Origin of the sequence: Stappia sp. TSB10P1A (assembly GCF_900185725.1) — a bacterium.
Lineage (GTDB): Bacteria > Pseudomonadota > Alphaproteobacteria > Rhizobiales > Stappiaceae > Stappia.
Map to the genome: position 1 here is coordinate 92,463 of NZ_FYAU01000032.1, position 15,118 is coordinate 107,580.

The 15,118-nt window shown below is 68.2% G+C and carries 16 protein-coding genes; 5 read left to right on the forward strand and 11 right to left on the reverse strand.

The features are described 5' to 3' along the window. Nucleotides 1-71: 71 nt before the first annotated feature. Entirely contained in the window at nucleotides 72-716 is a 645-nt protein-coding gene (locus TSB10P1A_RS16870) for a GntR family transcriptional regulator (RefSeq protein WP_186389114.1), read from the reverse strand. Nucleotides 717-790: 74 nt separating this feature from the next. On the opposite strand from TSB10P1A_RS16870, the gene TSB10P1A_RS16875 reads away from it, so the two are divergent. After that, nucleotides 791-1,516 carry a GntR family transcriptional regulator gene (locus TSB10P1A_RS16875; RefSeq protein WP_186389115.1) on the forward strand — a complete coding sequence of 242 codons (726 nt, stop codon included), beginning with the start codon at nucleotides 791-793 and terminating at the stop codon, nucleotides 1,514-1,516. 25 nt (nucleotides 1,517-1,541) lie between these two features. Here TSB10P1A_RS16875 and TSB10P1A_RS16880 read toward each other — a convergent pair whose 3' ends face one another. Then, on the reverse strand, nucleotides 1,542-2,570 hold the full coding sequence (locus TSB10P1A_RS16880) for a phosphotriesterase (protein WP_186389116.1): 1,029 nt from the start codon (nucleotides 2,568-2,570) through the stop codon (nucleotides 1,542-1,544). 117 nt (nucleotides 2,571-2,687) lie between these two features. Between TSB10P1A_RS16880 and TSB10P1A_RS16885 the strand changes: the two genes are divergently transcribed. From TSB10P1A_RS16885 to TSB10P1A_RS16895, 3 genes are all read left to right on the forward strand, one after another. Beyond that, nucleotides 2,688-3,563, forward strand: coding sequence for an ABC transporter substrate-binding protein (locus tag TSB10P1A_RS16885; RefSeq protein ID WP_186389117.1), 876 nt, complete (start codon nucleotides 2,688-2,690; stop codon nucleotides 3,561-3,563). A 148-nt stretch (nucleotides 3,564-3,711) separates the two neighbouring features. After that, nucleotides 3,712-4,527 (forward strand): aspartate dehydrogenase domain-containing protein, encoded by an 816-nt coding sequence (locus TSB10P1A_RS16890; protein ID WP_186389118.1) that lies wholly within the window; start codon nucleotides 3,712-3,714, stop codon nucleotides 4,525-4,527. A gap of 32 nt (nucleotides 4,528-4,559) precedes the next feature. Further along, on the forward strand, nucleotides 4,560-5,876 hold the full coding sequence (locus tag TSB10P1A_RS16895) for a M20/M25/M40 family metallo-hydrolase (protein ID WP_186389119.1): 1,317 nt from the start codon (nucleotides 4,560-4,562) through the stop codon (nucleotides 5,874-5,876). Between the two features lie 64 nt (nucleotides 5,877-5,940). On the opposite strand, the gene TSB10P1A_RS16900 is transcribed toward TSB10P1A_RS16895, so the two are convergent. From TSB10P1A_RS16900 to TSB10P1A_RS16930, 7 genes are all read right to left on the reverse strand, one after another. Beyond that, the gene (locus tag TSB10P1A_RS16900) at nucleotides 5,941-6,282 is read right to left on the reverse strand and encodes a RidA family protein (RefSeq protein ID WP_186389120.1); all 342 of its coding nucleotides are present in this window, start codon (nucleotides 6,280-6,282) and stop codon (nucleotides 5,941-5,943) included. Beyond that, a complete protein-coding gene (locus TSB10P1A_RS16905; RefSeq protein WP_186389121.1) occupies nucleotides 6,279-7,679 on the reverse strand; it encodes an NAD(P)/FAD-dependent oxidoreductase in 1,401 nt (466 codons plus the stop codon). The genes TSB10P1A_RS16900 and TSB10P1A_RS16905 overlap by 4 nt, the downstream gene beginning before the upstream one ends. After that, nucleotides 7,672-7,977 carry a (2Fe-2S)-binding protein gene (locus tag TSB10P1A_RS16910; protein WP_244293154.1) on the reverse strand — a complete coding sequence of 102 codons (306 nt, stop codon included), beginning with the start codon at nucleotides 7,975-7,977 and terminating at the stop codon, nucleotides 7,672-7,674. Before TSB10P1A_RS16910 ends, TSB10P1A_RS16905 begins: the two co-directional genes overlap by 8 nt. Continuing rightward, nucleotides 7,952-9,052 carry an FAD-binding oxidoreductase gene (locus TSB10P1A_RS16915; RefSeq protein WP_186389123.1) on the reverse strand — a complete coding sequence of 367 codons (1,101 nt, stop codon included), beginning with the start codon at nucleotides 9,050-9,052 and terminating at the stop codon, nucleotides 7,952-7,954. The genes TSB10P1A_RS16910 and TSB10P1A_RS16915 overlap by 26 nt, the downstream gene beginning before the upstream one ends. A gap of 64 nt (nucleotides 9,053-9,116) precedes the next feature. Then, entirely contained in the window at nucleotides 9,117-10,106 is a 990-nt protein-coding gene (gene dctP, locus TSB10P1A_RS16920; RefSeq protein ID WP_186389124.1) for a TRAP transporter substrate-binding protein DctP, read from the reverse strand. 54 nt (nucleotides 10,107-10,160) lie between these two features. Continuing rightward, a complete protein-coding gene (locus tag TSB10P1A_RS16925) occupies nucleotides 10,161-11,459 on the reverse strand; it encodes a TRAP transporter large permease (protein ID WP_186389125.1) in 1,299 nt (432 codons plus the stop codon). Next, nucleotides 11,456-11,926 (reverse strand): TRAP transporter small permease, encoded by a 471-nt coding sequence (locus TSB10P1A_RS16930; protein WP_186389126.1) that lies wholly within the window; start codon nucleotides 11,924-11,926, stop codon nucleotides 11,456-11,458. The genes TSB10P1A_RS16925 and TSB10P1A_RS16930 overlap by 4 nt, the downstream gene beginning before the upstream one ends. 135 nt (nucleotides 11,927-12,061) lie before the next feature. Here TSB10P1A_RS16930 and TSB10P1A_RS16935 point away from each other — a divergent pair, with 135 nt between their 5' ends. Beyond that, a complete protein-coding gene (locus TSB10P1A_RS16935; RefSeq protein WP_186389127.1) occupies nucleotides 12,062-12,982 on the forward strand; it encodes a LysR substrate-binding domain-containing protein in 921 nt (306 codons plus the stop codon). 160 nt (nucleotides 12,983-13,142) lie between these two features. On the opposite strand, the gene TSB10P1A_RS16940 is transcribed toward TSB10P1A_RS16935, so the two are convergent. Further along, nucleotides 13,143-14,873 carry a cation:proton antiporter gene (locus tag TSB10P1A_RS16940; RefSeq protein ID WP_208987128.1) on the reverse strand — a complete coding sequence of 577 codons (1,731 nt, stop codon included), beginning with the start codon at nucleotides 14,871-14,873 and terminating at the stop codon, nucleotides 13,143-13,145. Next, a complete protein-coding gene (locus TSB10P1A_RS16945) occupies nucleotides 14,873-15,088 on the reverse strand; it encodes a helix-turn-helix domain-containing protein (protein ID WP_186389128.1) in 216 nt (71 codons plus the stop codon). Before TSB10P1A_RS16945 ends, TSB10P1A_RS16940 begins: the two co-directional genes overlap by 1 nt. Nucleotides 15,089-15,118 lie beyond the last annotated feature (30 nt).

Consider the following 15,118-nt stretch of genomic DNA (forward strand, 5'->3'; position numbering starts at 1 on the left):
ACCGAGCGTGCGAGACAACGAGCGTGCGAAAGAACGAGATGGCGTCCCGTCCCCGCCGCCCGGCGGCGATCTCAATAGGTGGAGAGCACCCGCTGGCGCACCTTGTCGAGGTGCCGCGCCATCGCCTGGCGCGCGGCTTCGGGATCGCGCGCGGCGAGCGCGGCGAGGATCTCGCGATGGTCCTCAAGGCCGGGCTTGCGCTGCTCGAGCCGGCGCTGGCGCTCGAAGATCGTCGTGTAGCGGCGCATCTGGACGATGGTCTCGGCCATGAACGGGTTGCCGCTGGCCTCGCCCAGCCCCTGATGCAGCGCATCGTCGAAGCGCCAGATCGTCGCCGGATCGGGGTCGGGGTCGGCCTCGATGGCGTCCAGCATCGCGGTCCATCGGCGCAGCACCGCCTCCGGCAGGTCCGGGCAGGCGAGCGCGGCGGCCGCCGGCTCGACGAGCAGGCGCATGGCGAGGCTGTTGAGATAGTCCTTCAGGGTGATGACGCGTACGGTGAGCAGGCTCTTGCCGTTGCGCACCAGGAGCCCCTGCCCCTCCAGCCGGCCGAGCGCGTCGCGCATCGGCGAGCGCGAGACGCCGAGCCGGGCGGCAAGGCGCCGCTCCTGGATGACGACGCCTCCGGCAAGCTGCGCCGACAGGATCTCCTCCAGCAGGGCGCGATAGGTCTCGTCGGCGAGACTTGTCTCCGTGCCGGTGTCCTGTTCGGCCATGCGCCGTCTCCACTTCCCTATTTGACGATCAGGACTGCTATGCCGCATGGCTGTAGCCAAGGAAAGTCTTTCGCATGAGGCAGGATCCGCGCAGCGACGAGACGGGGGAGGAGCAAGCCAAAGTGAGCGTGACGGAGGAAAGCGGCGGCAGCGCAGCGGGTCGGGGAAGCCACAGCCTCGCCGCGCTGGCCTACAACGCCGTGTCGGACATGATTCGCCACCGCAAGCTCAGTGGCGGCCATGTCATCGTCGAAGCGCGGCTCGCCGAGACGCTCGGCGTGTCGCGCACCCCCTTGCGCGAGGCGCTGCAGCGGCTGGAAGGCGAAGGCCTCGTCCACAAGGGCGAGGGGCGCAACTACGTGGTCCGGCACGTCGATATCGGCGAGTACATCCAGAGCCTGAAGCTGCGGCTGCTGATCGAGCCGGAAGCGGCGGTGCAGGCGATGGGGAGCATCCCGCGCCGCAAGCTGATCGAGGTTCGCCGCGAGATCGACGAGTTGATGGGGGCGACGAGCTATCACACCGACGCCCACTGGTTCTCCGACGACCATCTGCACGGGCTGATCATCGACCATTGCGGCAACGACGTGATGGCGCAGGTGCTGCGCAACCTGCGCGCCACGACGCGGCTGTTCGAGATCGGCCAGTTGAAGGACCGGCTGACGCCCGATTCGACCGAGCACCTGATGATCATCGACGCACTTCAGCGGCAGGATGCCGACGACGTGCGCCGGACGGTGGCGAACCACATCGTCAGCCTGATCGACTTCGCCCGCAAACACCTGAACATGACCGACTGAAGGCCCCTCGCCCGCCCCATCCGTCTCACACCAGCGTCAGCAGCCGCGCCGGCGTCTCTTTCAGCAGCAGGTCGATCTCGGATTGCGCAAAGCCCCGGTCGCGCATCAAGGGGATGACGTTGCGCAGCATATGCGCATAGCCGTGGCCGCCATGGCATTGCAGGCGCGAGCGGGTGCAGATGTCCTGCGACAGGACGACATTGCCACTGAGCCCCTCGTCAAACAGCCGACGCACCGCATGGATGCGCATGTAGTCGGTCGGCAGGTCGGCGACCGCCATCCAGTATTGCGACTGCTCGATGCCGAAGAAGTCGTATTCGACGACGCAGCCGCGCCGGGCCAGCGCGACGACCGCGTCGACGCCGTCATAGGTGCGGTCCATATGGTCGATGATGACGCGGGAGAGGTCGGCGCCTGCCGCCTGAAGCACGTCGAGGATCTCGTGCGGGGCGTCGGGATGGCGGCCGGGATGGACGGTGATGGCGGCGCCGGTGCGCTGCTGGGCGATGGCGCCGGCGGCAAGCGAGCGCCGCTCGAACGGCGTCAGCGGCCAGGAGCAGCCGATCTCGCCGATGATGCCGCAGCGGATATCGGTGCCCCAGGCGCCCTCCTCGACCTGCGCCGTGACGATGTCGGCCAGCGCCTCGACCGGCAGCGCCAGCGTCGCCGCGTCCTGATAGCCTTGCGTATAGAAGCCGGCGCCGAGCACCACATGCACGCCGGTCGCCGCCGAGAGCGCGGCGAGCCCTTCCGGGTCCGGACACAGCCCGCCGGTGGTCATCTCGACGATGGTGCCGCCGCCCGCCTGCGCGAAGCGGCGGGTCTCGGATGTCGCGACGGCAAGGTCCTGGAGCCGGTGATTGCCGTGATAGTCGTTCGGCCGGTAGGTGACGTCGAAGACGTTTTCCAGCGTGATCTCGACCTCGGGCAGGCCGCGGCCGCGAAGCGCCGGCGGGGTGAGGTCGCACAGCAGATGCTCGTGCATCAACGTGTAGCCCAGCGCCTGCGGCGCGACCGGCCCGCACACCGTCCGAACCGTCCCCGCATGCGCCATGCCGCCCTCCCGAATTCGTCGTTTTTGCCCGCTTGCAGATCGCATATAAATGGTATACCGTCCGAATACAATAAATAACAAGCCCCGTCCCATCCCCCAGAGCGGAAGACAACTCCCATGAAAAACAAAGGCTTCGATCACATTCTCGGCACAGGCGTCTCCCGCCGGAGCGTGCTTCTCGGCGCGGCAGCGGCTGGTGCCGGCCTTGCCCTTGGCGGGCGCGCCGCCTTCGCCCAGCCGGCGCTCGCCCCGCCGCACATCATCAAGCCGGGCACGCTCGTCATGAGCACCAACCCGACCCTGCCGCCGCTCCAGTTCGTCGACGACAAGGGCGAGGTGCAGGGCATGCGCATCGAGCTCGGCAAGGAGATCGCCGCCAAGCTCGGCCTGACGCCGGAATATATCAAGGTCGAGTTCGCGGCGATGGTGCCGGGCCTCGCCGCCGGCCGCTGGGACATGATCAACACCGGCATCTTCTGGACCGAAGAGCGCTCCAAGCTGATGTACATGGTGCCTTACGAGCGCGCCGCCGTGAGCTTCCTGGTGCCCAAGGGCAACCCGAAGGGCATCACCAAGTGGGAAGAGCTGGCGGGCCTGTCCGTCGGCGTCGAGCTCGGCGGCATCGAGGAGCGCCGCACCCGCGAGGTCGACGAGATGCTCAAGAATGCCGGGCTCAAGGGCATCACCGTCCGGGTGTTCAACAACTTCTCGGAAGCCTTCCAGGCCCTGCGCGCCGGCCAGGTCGATGCCGCGACCTCGATCGACGCGACCGCCAAGTTCCTCGAGGACCGCGACGACTTCACCCGCGCCATCGCCGGCCTGTTCCCGCAGATCGCGACGCTGGCCTTTGCCGACAAGACGCTGGCCGAGGCCACCGTCGGCGTGCTCAACGACCTGCGCGCCAGCGGCTTCTATGACGAGCTGTTCGACCGCTACGGCGTGCTGACCATCGAGGAAGAGAAGTTCGCGATCAGCGGCCCCGGACCGGCCTGATCTCCGGCTTAACATCCGGTCTGACGCCTTTCCCCGCAAACGGACCCGCCCGGCCCTCCCCCGCGCCCGGCGGGTCCTGCGGCGGGCGGCGGCGCCTCCCCGCCGCCGCCTCTCCTCCCGCTGTTTTCGATACGGTCTGGACATCGTGATGAGCACCCGCCCCCGCGACCGGCTCGGGATCATCGGCTTCGGACCGATCGGCAGACGGCTTGCCGCGCGCTTTTCCGGTGCGAGCGACGGACCGCAGCTCGCCGCGCTGCTGGTGCGGGCGCACCAGGCGGGCGAGGCGAGCGCCCTTGCCCCCGATGCGGCGATCTGCACCGACCTTGCGAGTTTTCTTGCCGCGCGGCCCACCGTCGCCGCCGAATGCGCCTCCGCCGCGACGCTGGTCGAGGCGGCTCCCGCCCTGCTCTCCGCCGGCTGCGATATCCTGCCCCTCTCGCTCGGCGCCTTCGCCGATCGCGAGGCGGAACGCCGGCTGAGGCAGGCGGCCGCCAGGGGGCCGGGACGGATCGAGGTGCCGGCCGGGGCGCTGGGCTCCATCGGCTTCCTGACAGCGGCGCGCGAGAACGGCCTTTCCCGCGTCGCCATGCGCATCGGCTATCCGCTGGAGCGCTGGCAGGCGATGGGCGCAGGCCGCTACATCGACCTGGAGAGGGTCGCGGTGCCGACGACCTTCCTGGAGGCGAGCGCCCGCGAGATCGCCGCGCAGTTTCCCGGCCATCTCAATGTCACCATCGGCGTCGCGCTGGCTGGTCTCGGCCTCGACGCGACGCGGGTGACGCTGGTCGCCGACCCCACCGTCAGCCAGGCCTGGTTCGAGGTGGAGGCCCACTCGGCTTGCGGCCCGGTGCATCTTCGCGTCGACGGGCGCGATGCCCCCGTCCATCACGACCCGCTCGACCACACGACGTTCAGCCTCATGCGCCTGTTGCAGCGCCGCTCGGCGGCCATCGCGACATGACGGCTGGCGACGGACACCGACAGGAGACCACCGTGACATCGATCCTGCAGGACATCGCCAGTGCCTCGGCGCGCGAGCACGCACGCATTCTCGACGGGCTGCGGGCCTATATCCGCGCCGGCAAGGACGGCGAGACGGCGGTGCAGGCCCTCTTCGCCAAGTCCGCCGAGGCGCTCGGCTGCAGCGTCGAGGCAAGCTCCTACAATCCGGCCGAGGTGCGCATGATCGAAGAGTTCGCCGGCGCGGCGGCCATCGATCCGCAGGCGCGCACCAGCATCGTCGCACGGTGCAAGGGCGCAGGAAACGGGCGCAGCCTGATCCTCTTCGCCCATCCCGACGGCGAGCCCGTCACCGGCACCGACCGCTGGCGGCACGACCCGTTCGCCGGCGAGATCGACGGGGGCCGGCTCTACGGCTGGGGCGTTGCGGATGATCTCTCCGGCGTGGCCGCCGGATTGCAGGCGCTGGAGTTGCTCGCCTCGCTCGGCCTGCGCCCCGACGGCGACGTGCTGATCGCCAGCACCCCGAGCAAGCGCCATGCCCGCGGCGTCTCGCGGCTGATGCAGGAGGGCATGACGGCGGATGCCGCGCTCTACCTGCACCCGGCCGAGTCCGGCGCCGGGCTGCGCGAGATCAAGGCGCTGGCCTCCGGCCAGATCGAGTTCCGGGTGATCGTCGAGGGCTGCCCGCCGCCGACGACCGAGCCGCTGCAGACCGCCTTCGGGCATCTCGGCGTCAACGCCATCGACAAGGCGTTCGTCATCTGGGAGGCCTTGAGACGGCTCGATGCCCGGCGCGGCGAAGAGGTGCACCATCCGGCGCTGCACGGCGAAGTCGGCCGCTCGACCAACATCATGATGTCCTACATCTCGGCCGGCGATCCGAAGCGGCTCGCCCGCCTTGCGACACGCTGCACGCTCGGCGCAGCCATCGCCTTCCCGCCGCCGGAAGAGCTTTCCGACGTCTGCGCGCAGATCGAGGCGGCGGTGGCGGAGGCCGCCGCGAGCGATCCCTGGCTGGCGGAGAACCCGCCGCGCATCGTCTGGGACAGCGGCACCACCGGTGCCGAGGTGCCACAGGACCATCCGCTGCTGCTCGCAGCCCATGAGGCGATCCGCGGTGTCTGCGGCCTGGACGCGCATGTGAACCCGATGCACACGGGCAGCGATATCCGCAACCCGATGATCCAGAAGGGCATCCCGACCATCGGCATCGGCCCGCTCTGCGGCGATCTCAGCCAGAACGACGGCACCGACGAATGGGTCGATACCGAGGATCACGTGCGCTTCGTCGGCGCCGTCGCCGGCATCATCGCCACGTGGTGCGGGGTCTCGAAGATCGAGGCATAGGCGCGCGCGCCCCTTGCTTCTGCCACATGCAGGCGGCGACGGTGTTCCGCCGCCGCAGGCAGCGTCAGTCGCAGGCGGCGGTGACGATGATCTCGACCTTGAGGTCGGCGCGGGCGAGCCTGGCCTCGCCGCAGGCACGGGCGGGCGCGCAGCCGGCCGGCACCCAGGCATCCCAGACCGAGTTCATCTCGGCGAAGTCGTTGATGTCCGCCAGCCAGACGATGGCCTGCAGCATCTTCTCGCGCGAAGAGCCGGCACGCTCGAGCAGCGCCTCGACGCGGGCAAGGCATTCGCGGGTCTGATCCGCGACGGTCTCGCCCTCGCCGACCTGGCCGCACAGATAGGCGACGCCGTTGTGCTTGACGATCTTGCTCATGCGCGTCGCCACATCGATGCGTTCAATCATTCCGCAGTCTCCTTGCTTTGCGAGGCGGCCAGTGCCGCCAGTTCGCCCAATGTCACCGGCTTCAACGGCGGCCGGATGCGGTAATAGCCGGTCTCGTCCTGGCTGCGCCCGTTGGCGTCGGCCAGCAGCTCCGTCACGGTCAATCCGCAATAGCGCCCCTGGCACGGCCCCATGCCGACCCGGCCGAAGGCCTTGGTCTGGTTGGGACCAAGGCAGCCGATGGAGGCATAGCGCCGGATGTCGCCCGCCGTCACCTCCTCGCAGCGGCAGATGAGCGTGTCATCCCCCGGACGCAGCGCGCCGGCAAAGGGCGGATAGGCGCGATCAAGGAACGGGCGCACCGCCAGCTCGCGCGACAGCGCCGCCCGCAAGGGCCGTGCGGCCCGATCCCGCTCGCCAGGGCTCAGCCGGCCGAGGTCGCAGGCAACGGCAAGCGCGGCGAGCCGGCCAGCCAGCGCCGCCGCCCCAGCCCCGCCGATGCCGCCGCCATCGCCAGCGATGAAGACGCCTTCCAGTCCCGCCGCACGGCCCCAGGGGTCGCGCTCGGGAACGAATGCGCGCTGGGCATCGTCCCAGCGATGCGGCACGCCAATGGAGCGGGCGACCTGGGTGTTGGGCACGACGCCGTGATGCAGCAGCACGGTCGAACAGGCGATCCGGTGCGCGCGCCCGCCGGCGGTAAAGCGCAGCGCCTGTGCCTGCGCGCCCCCTTCGACGGCAAGATCGCTGGCGCCGGTGTAGCGGCGCACGCCGGCCCGGCGCAGTTCGGCCAGCAGGCCGAGACCCTTGGCAAGCGCCCGCCAGCCGCGCAGCGCACCGCCGATATGGCGCAGCGCGGCGAGCCGGTCGGCAGCCGTCTGCGTCTCGACCAGGGCGAGCGGCGGCGTGCCGGCACGGCACATCTGCGCTGCGACGAGATAGAGCAGCGGCCCGCAGCCGGCGAGCACCGCCCCCTCGCAGACCATGCCCGACTGCTTCAGCAGGATCTGCGCGGCCCCTGCCGTCATGACGCCGGGCAGCGTCCAGCCGGGGATCGGCATCGGCCGCTCCAGCGCGCCGGTCGCGATCAGCAGCCGGCGCCCCTCGACCAGTTCGGCCTCGCCGTCGAGGGTGAAGGCAACGCGGCGCCCCTCCTCCACCTGCCAGGCGGTGGCGCCGGCGAGATGCCGGATATTCGGATGCGGCAGGTCGCGGACGAGATCGGCGCCCTTGAGATAGTCGGCGCCGAGGATCGCGGCGCGCCGCTCTCCCGCCCGCTCGACATCGCGGTAGATCTGGCCGCCGGCGCGCGGCTGCTCGTCGAGGAGCACCACCACAAGGCCGGCCTCCGCCGCCGTCCGGGCAGCGGCCATGCCGGCAGGTCCGGCGCCGAGGATGACGAGATCGGCGTCACGCATCCCCGTCCCTCTCCGCAAACGGCATCGCGATCTCCATGCCGGGGCCGACCTCGCACATACAAGCTTGTCGAGTGACGCCGTCGATCTCCACCAGGCAGTCGAAGCAGGCGCCCATCATGCAGAACGGAGCGCGCGGCGCGCCGGAAACGGGCGTGCGGCGAAACGGGGTGACGCCGGCCGCCAGCAGCTCGGCCGCCAGATTGCCGCCCTCGCGCAGCAGGAGATCCCGGCCGGCGAAACGGACGCGGACACGCGGTCCCTCCGGCTCCAGCTCACGAAAGGTCGAAGCGGTCTTCACTGAACACCTCCAGGTCGGGGGCCTGCGCCGTGCCTTCCAGCCAGTCGGGCAGGAAGCGCGCATGGGCGGCGGCGAGCGTCACCCCGCTGTGACAGGTCACGAGATAGGCGCCGGGCATCTCTCGGCTGTGCTGGTAGATCGGCAGCCCGTCGGGCGACAGCACCCGCAGCGCGCCCCAGGAGCGCACGAGCTGGGCCTTCGCCAGCACCGGATAGGCGGCGATGGCCTGGGCGGCGATCCCGGCAATGCCCTCCACCGTCACCGTGTCGTCGTGGCCGACCTCCTCGTTGGTCACGCCGATCTGGACGCCGCCCTCGTCCACCTGACGGGCGAGCAGCGACGGACGGTTGAGGAGCTTCGGCAGTTTCTCGGTTATCAGCACCTGGCCGCGCTGCGGCCGGATCGGCGCGCGAAAGCCCATCTTCGGCCCCAGCGCCGCCGAGCCGAGCCCGGCGGAGAGCACCGTGCGCGCCGCCTCCACGATGGTGCCGTCGGTGCATTCGATGCGAAACACGTCGTTGCGGCTGACGGACTGGACCGTCTTGCCATTGAGCACGCGCCCGCCCCGGCGCCGGACATCGGCGGCGAGCGCCCGCAGCAGCTTCAGCGGATTGGCGTGGCCGTCCTGGTGATGCAGGATCGCGCCTGCGACCTTCGGCCCGATCGCCGGCTCCTCCATGCGCAACTCGTTGTGGCCGAGCACCTCGTAAGGATAGTTGCCGCCGAGCTTCGCCTTCAGCACCTCGTAGCGGGCGACGGTCTCGGCGAGCGTCTCCTCGGAGAAATGCAGATCGTAGCCGCCGTTCTGCCGAAGCGCGGGATCCTCACCCGTGCCCTCGCGCAGCTCCTCGGCAAAGCCGCGCCAGGCGGCGACCGACGCTTGCGACCAGCTTGCATAGCGCGGCTGGTTCATGCCTTTCGACTGCACCCAGACGAGGCCGAAATTGCCGCGGCTGGCGCGAAAGCTGCCGTCGTCGCCGTCGATCACGGTGACCGAGCGCCCGCGCCCGAGCAGGCCCCAGGCGACGGAAAGGCCCACGACGCCCCCACCGATGATGGCGTAGTCAGAATCCATGACGATGTCCGATCGGATTGGAAAGGATGCCGGGCAGCGCGGGGCCGCCCGGCAGGAGGCAGGATCAGTCGCGGGCAGTCTCGAGAACGGAGCGCGCCCAGTCCTCGCCGATGTCCTTCAGCACCTCGGGCCATACGGTCTCGCGCACCTTTTCGGCCATGGCCGAGAGCTGCTCGTCGGAGAGCGCCACCACCGTGGTGCCGAGCTCGTCGGCCAGGCGCTGCTCGTTCTTCGCCTGATCCTGCTCGGCAACGGTCCAGCGCATGGTCTCGAACTCGGCGGCGACACGTTGCATCGCTGCCTGCACGTCCGGGTTCAGCCCCTCGAACACCTCGGTCGAGATGATCATGAACCAGACCTCGAAATGGGTGTTGGCGGGGATATAGGTCTTGGTCACGTCGCGGAAGGAGGAGTAGTAGCCCTCCGCCCCCGAGCCGATCACCCCGTCGACGACGCCGGTCTGGACCGCGGTGAAGGCTTCCGAGAACGGGATCGGCGAGGGAATGTAGCCGAGCGCCTCGCCGGTGAGCTGGAAGCCCTTGATGCCGGGAACGCGCACCTTGATGCCCTTGGCCTCGGTCGTGCCGGGGGTGACCGCGTCGCGGTTGAGCGCGATGCCGCCGAAATAGACCGGATAGGCCGCCAGCATCGTGATGTCCTGCTTGGCGAAAAGCTCCGCCATCGTCGCGTGCATGGCCCCGCCGCGGCCGTAGACCTTGCGCGCCTCCTCCCAGTTGGAGGCGAGGAACGGCAGGGAGGCGATCTGCATCCGGCGGTCGGCGGCGGTCGCCGCCGGCTGGACCGACATGTCGATGGCGCCGACCGACACGCGCTCCTGCACGGTGGTGTAGTCGCCGAGCGCCGAGGCCGCGAAGATCTGGATATTGACCTCTCCCCCGCTCGCCTCGCGGATCGCATCGGCGAAGACCTTCAGCTCGGTGTCGATGGTCGTGCCCTGCGGGCGGACATGGCTCATCTTCAGGTCGGCGGCCTGGGCAAGGCCGGCGGTGGCCAGCCATAGGGCGGCGGCGGTGACATGCAGCATATGTTTCATGAGGACCTCCTCTTCAGGTTATGCAGTTCAGGGTTCTTCTTGTTGTTGTCGGGGTCAGTAGCCGAACAGCCGCGGCAGGTAGAGCGACAGGTCCGGCCAGAACGACACCAGGAAGACGACCGGCAGGTATCCGGTGACGATCAGCAGCATCGCCGGCGGGATCACCTTGGTGACCTTCACCTTGCCGATGCGCGCGCCGAGATAGAGGATCGAGGCATAGGGCGGCGTGACCCCGCCCATCGCCGTGTTGACCCCCATGATCGCGGCGAACTGCACCGGCGAGACGTCCATCGCCTGCATCAACGGCATCAGGAGCGGGGCGACGAGCAGGATCGCCGTCGTGTCGTTGACCACCATGCCGATCAGGAAGAGCAGCACGTTGATCATGATCAGCAGCAGGATCTTGTTCTCGGTGATGCCGAAGATCGCCTGCACGAGCTGCTGCGGGACGCCCTCATAGACGAACATCTGGCCGACGATCATCGAGAACAGGATCATCAGCATGATCGCGCCGACGGCGGTGGCCGCTTCCTTGCCGGCGAACAGGAAGTTCTCGAGCTTCAGCCCCTTGTAGACGAGGAAGCCGACCGGCACGGCGTAGATCACCGCGAGCGCCGCCGCCTCCGTCGGCGTGACGATGCCGCCATAGATGCCGCCGAGAATGATCACCGGCATCAGCATCGCCGGAAAGGCATGGACGCCGCGCCGCGCCACCTCGCCGGCAAGGTCCCCGAGCGCCGGCTTTTCGTCCAGCACCAGGTTGAACTTGCGCGACATCCACAGGTTGACGAGCGAGAAGTTGACCATGATCAAGAGGCCCGGCCCAAGCGTCGCCAGGAAGCAGGCAAGGATCGAGGTCTCGGTGACCCAGCCGAACAGGATCATGCTGAGGGATGGCGGGATCAACAGGCCGAGGATCGAGGAATTGGCGATCAGGGCCGTGGCGTATTCGCGCGGATAGCCGCGCTTTTCCATCTCCGGGATCAGGAGCGGGCCGATCGCCGAAATGCCGGTGAGGCCGGAGCCGGAGATCGCCCCGATCACGGCGCAGCTCACCGCCGCGACGATGCCGAGGCCGCCGCGCACATGGCCGACAAAGGCGTTGACGAAGCGCAGCAGCGAGGCGGCGATGCCGCTTTCCGACATCACCGCGCCGGCAAGCACGAAGAGCGGAATGGCCAGCAGCACGGGGTTGCCCAGTTGCTGGAAGCCCCAGAGCACCATGCCCTTCATGGTGACGTCGCCGAGATAGTACATCACCATCAGCGCGGCACCGAAGCACCAGGGCAGCGGAACACCGAAGGACAGGGTGACGACGAGGGCCGCGATGGCCAGAAGCGCGATCTCGATCATCGTGCGCCCTCACCCGCCAGGGCACGGACATGGCCGACCATGTGGATCGCCGTGTAGAGCATCATCAGCGCAAGGCCGATCACCAGCGCCACATCCGAGTAGAAGGTCGGGATGTAGAGGGTCGGGCTCTCCTTCCACACGCGCCAGGCATAGCGGGTGAAGTCCCAGGCCCAGTAAAGCAGCCAGAGGCCGATGATCAGGCTGAGGATCTCGCCGATAATGGCAAGGATCGTGTGCTGACGCTTCGTCTTGAGGAAGATCTCCAGCACGTTGGCCCGGATGTGGCTGTTCTCCCGCGACGCATTGACCGCCCCGAGAATGTAGAGCCAGAGCGTCGGATACATCATCGTCTCCTCCAGCCCCATCACCGGAATCTGGAAGACGTAACGCGTGAGTGCCTGAGCAAACTGACCGAGCGCCACGATGCAGATCAGCGTCGTCAGAAGGTATTTCGCAAACCGGTCCAAAACACGCCCCCCTCTCATGGCGGTCTTGCGAGCGCCACAGCAACCTCCATTGCAGTTGCCATTGTCGGATCTGCTATGGCATAAAATCAAATTAGAATTACTGCTATATCAATAAAGTCACCCTATGGGACGGACATGAACCTGTCATTCCGCCAGTTGCAGACTTTCGTGGAGGTGATGCGCACGGGCTCGGTCTCCGAGGCGGGCCGTTCCCTCGGGCGGACCCAGCCGGCGGTGAGCGCGATGATTTCGGGGCTGGAGCGGGAAATCGGCTTTCCCCTGTTCGAGCGCGAGCGCGGCCGGCTGGTGGCCCGGCCTGAGGCCCATTACTTCCTGGAGGAGGCGGAATTCGTCCTGGAGCGCCTGTCGCACTCGGCGCGCACGCTGCAGGAAATCGGCAACCTGGAAAAGGGCAAGCTCAGGATCGCCTGCAATCCGGCCGCATCCGGCTTTTTCATGCCCAAGGTGGTGGCAGGGTTCCTGCGCGGCCGCCCGCAGGTCGAAGTCTCGCTGATGATGCAGTCGTCGGTGGTCATCACCGACTGGATCGCATCGCAGCAATACGACATCGGCCTTGCCGAGACGTCCGAGCCGCGGCGCACGATCCGTTCGCAGGACTTCGTCTTTCCCGGGCTTTGCGCGATGCCCGCGGACGATCCGCTCACCGAACGGGAGGTGATCACGCCGGCCGACCTCGACGGCCGGCCGCTCGCCATGCTGTATGACGAGCACATCACCGCGGTGCAGACCTACCGTGCCTTTCGGGATGCGGGGGCGCGCCTCAACCGCCGCTTCGAGCTGCGCACCTTCCTGCCGGCGCTGCAGCTCGTCTCGGAAGGATTGTGCTGCACGATCTGCGACAGTTTCACCGCCATCAGCCATGAGGAAACGTTCGGGACGTCGAGCCGCATCGTCTTCCGTCCCTTCGCCCCCGAACTGCACCACAACCTGTCGCTGATGACGCCCGCCAACCGGCCGCTCTCCATGCTGGTGCAGGAGTTCGCCGCGGAGCTGGCCGATCAGCTTACCGAGCTTGCCGCAAGGCGCGACTGGTAGCCAGGCCCGCGCAAAGCGTTGCGGAAGCCAGGTCGTGAACCCATCGATATGGCGGCTGGCTCGCCGAGCGCATCCCCGGCATCACACGGACCTACCTGACCCGCGAGAGCGCCGAGATGGATGAGGCGAAGCGTTGAGCGAACGCGGCGGCAGGGCGGCCTCAGGAGGCCTCCCTCGCCTCGCTCTCGATCAGCGGAATGACCGTGCGCTCCTCCTTGCGGGCGCCGCAGAGCAGCTCGACGGCACGGTCGGCAGCGTCCTGGAACGGCTCCAGCACCATGTCCGCCCCGGCCTTGAACATCGTCTCCGTATCGCTGGCGTGATGCGAGGAGACGGCGATACGTCCGCCGAAGCCGGCGCTGCGGGCCAGTTGCAGCAGGGTCGTGCGCGGATCCTCCTGGCTGAGCCCGGTGACGTGGCTCGGCACGGTCGACACCAGCCACTCGGCATGGGACATCGGCAGTTCGGAGATGAACTCCGGGTCGGTGCCGTCGCCGAACTCGGCCTCCAGACCGAGTTCGCGCCAGCGCCGCACCGCCAGCGGATTGAAGTCGACGCCGAGCACGCGGATGCCCCGCCGCTGCAGCCGCAGGCCGATCGCCGTGCCGAAGCGGCCGAGGCCGAAAATGATCACCTTGTGGCCGGTGACCTCATGCGCCCCCGCCTCGCTCGGCTCGCGCGGCGTGCCCCTGCGCTCGAACAGGCCGAGCAACGGCTCGCACCAGGCATAAAGGTGGTGGGAATAGGTGATCATATAGGTAGAGGCGGCGATGGTGACGAGACCGACCATCGTGACGAGGCCGAGGGCATCGTCCCGCACATGCCCGAGCGAGACGCCCATGGCGATGAAGATCAGCGAGAACTCGCTGATCTGCGCCACGGTCAGGCCGGCCAGGAAGCCGGTGCGCTTGCGGTAGCCCATCGCCCCCATGATCGCCAGCACGATCAAGGGATTGCCGATCAGCACGAACAGCGAGAAGATGATGGCGCCGGTCACATGCGCGCCCAGCAGCGACAGATCGAGCGTCGCCCCGAGCGCGATGAAGAAGAACAGCAGCAGGAAGTCGCGCAGCGGCGCCAGCCGCGCCGCGATGGTCTCGCGATAGGGCGTCGAGGCGAGCGAGACGCCGGCCAGCAACCCGCCGACCTCCTTGCCGAGCCCCACCGCATCGCCGATGGCGGCGAACATCGCCGCCTGGGCGATGGCGAAGATCACCAGCAGCTCCGGCGCCCGCGCCAGCCGCTCGGTCAGCGGGGTGGCGACGAAACGGACGAACAGAACCACCAGCGCGACCATGGCGATGCCGGAGACCAGCACCGTCAGCACCGAGCCGCCGCCATGTCCCCCCGCCCCCTCAGTGGCCGCGCCGATGCCGATGGCCGACAGCACGATCATCGCCAGCACCACGACCAGGTCCTGGACGATGAGGAAGCCGAGGGCGATCTGCCCGTGCAGCGAATCGATCTCGCGCTTGTCGGACAGCAGCTTGACGATGATGATCGTCGAGGAGAAGGTCAGCGCCACCGCCACATAGAGGCTCGTCGTGTGGCCGAGCCCGAGCGCAAGGCCGATCAGATAGCCGAAGAACGAGGTGAAGGCGACCTGGCCGAGCCCGGTCAACAGCGACACCGCGCCGAGCGAGCGGATCAGCTTTACGTCCAGCTTGATGCCGACGAGAAACAGCAGGACGGCAATGCCGAGCTCGGCGAGGAACGCGATCTGCTCGTCCGCATGGACGAGGTCCAGCGCCGAGGGTCCGGCAATCAGGCCGACCGCGATGAAGCTGACGATCAGCGGTTGCCGGAGCAGGATGCCGACCAGCCCGACGGCCGCGGCCATCACCAGCAAGGCGGCAATCTCGGCAAACGGAGACTGGATCAGCACGTCCATCAGGCACTCCTGTCCTCGGGCGACGCCATATCCGGCCGTGCCCTTGTCGCATGATTGTTCAGGAAGGTATCGAAATCACTGTCTGCAATCCGCCATCCCTTGCCGATGTCGATCGCCCGCAATTCGCCGCTGCGGATCCACAGCCGCACCGTCGCCTCGCTGATCTTCAGGCGCTCGGCCACCTCCCTGACTGTCTGATACTGCTCTCGGGTCATGGGTATGCCATTTTGCACGTGTTTGTCGCA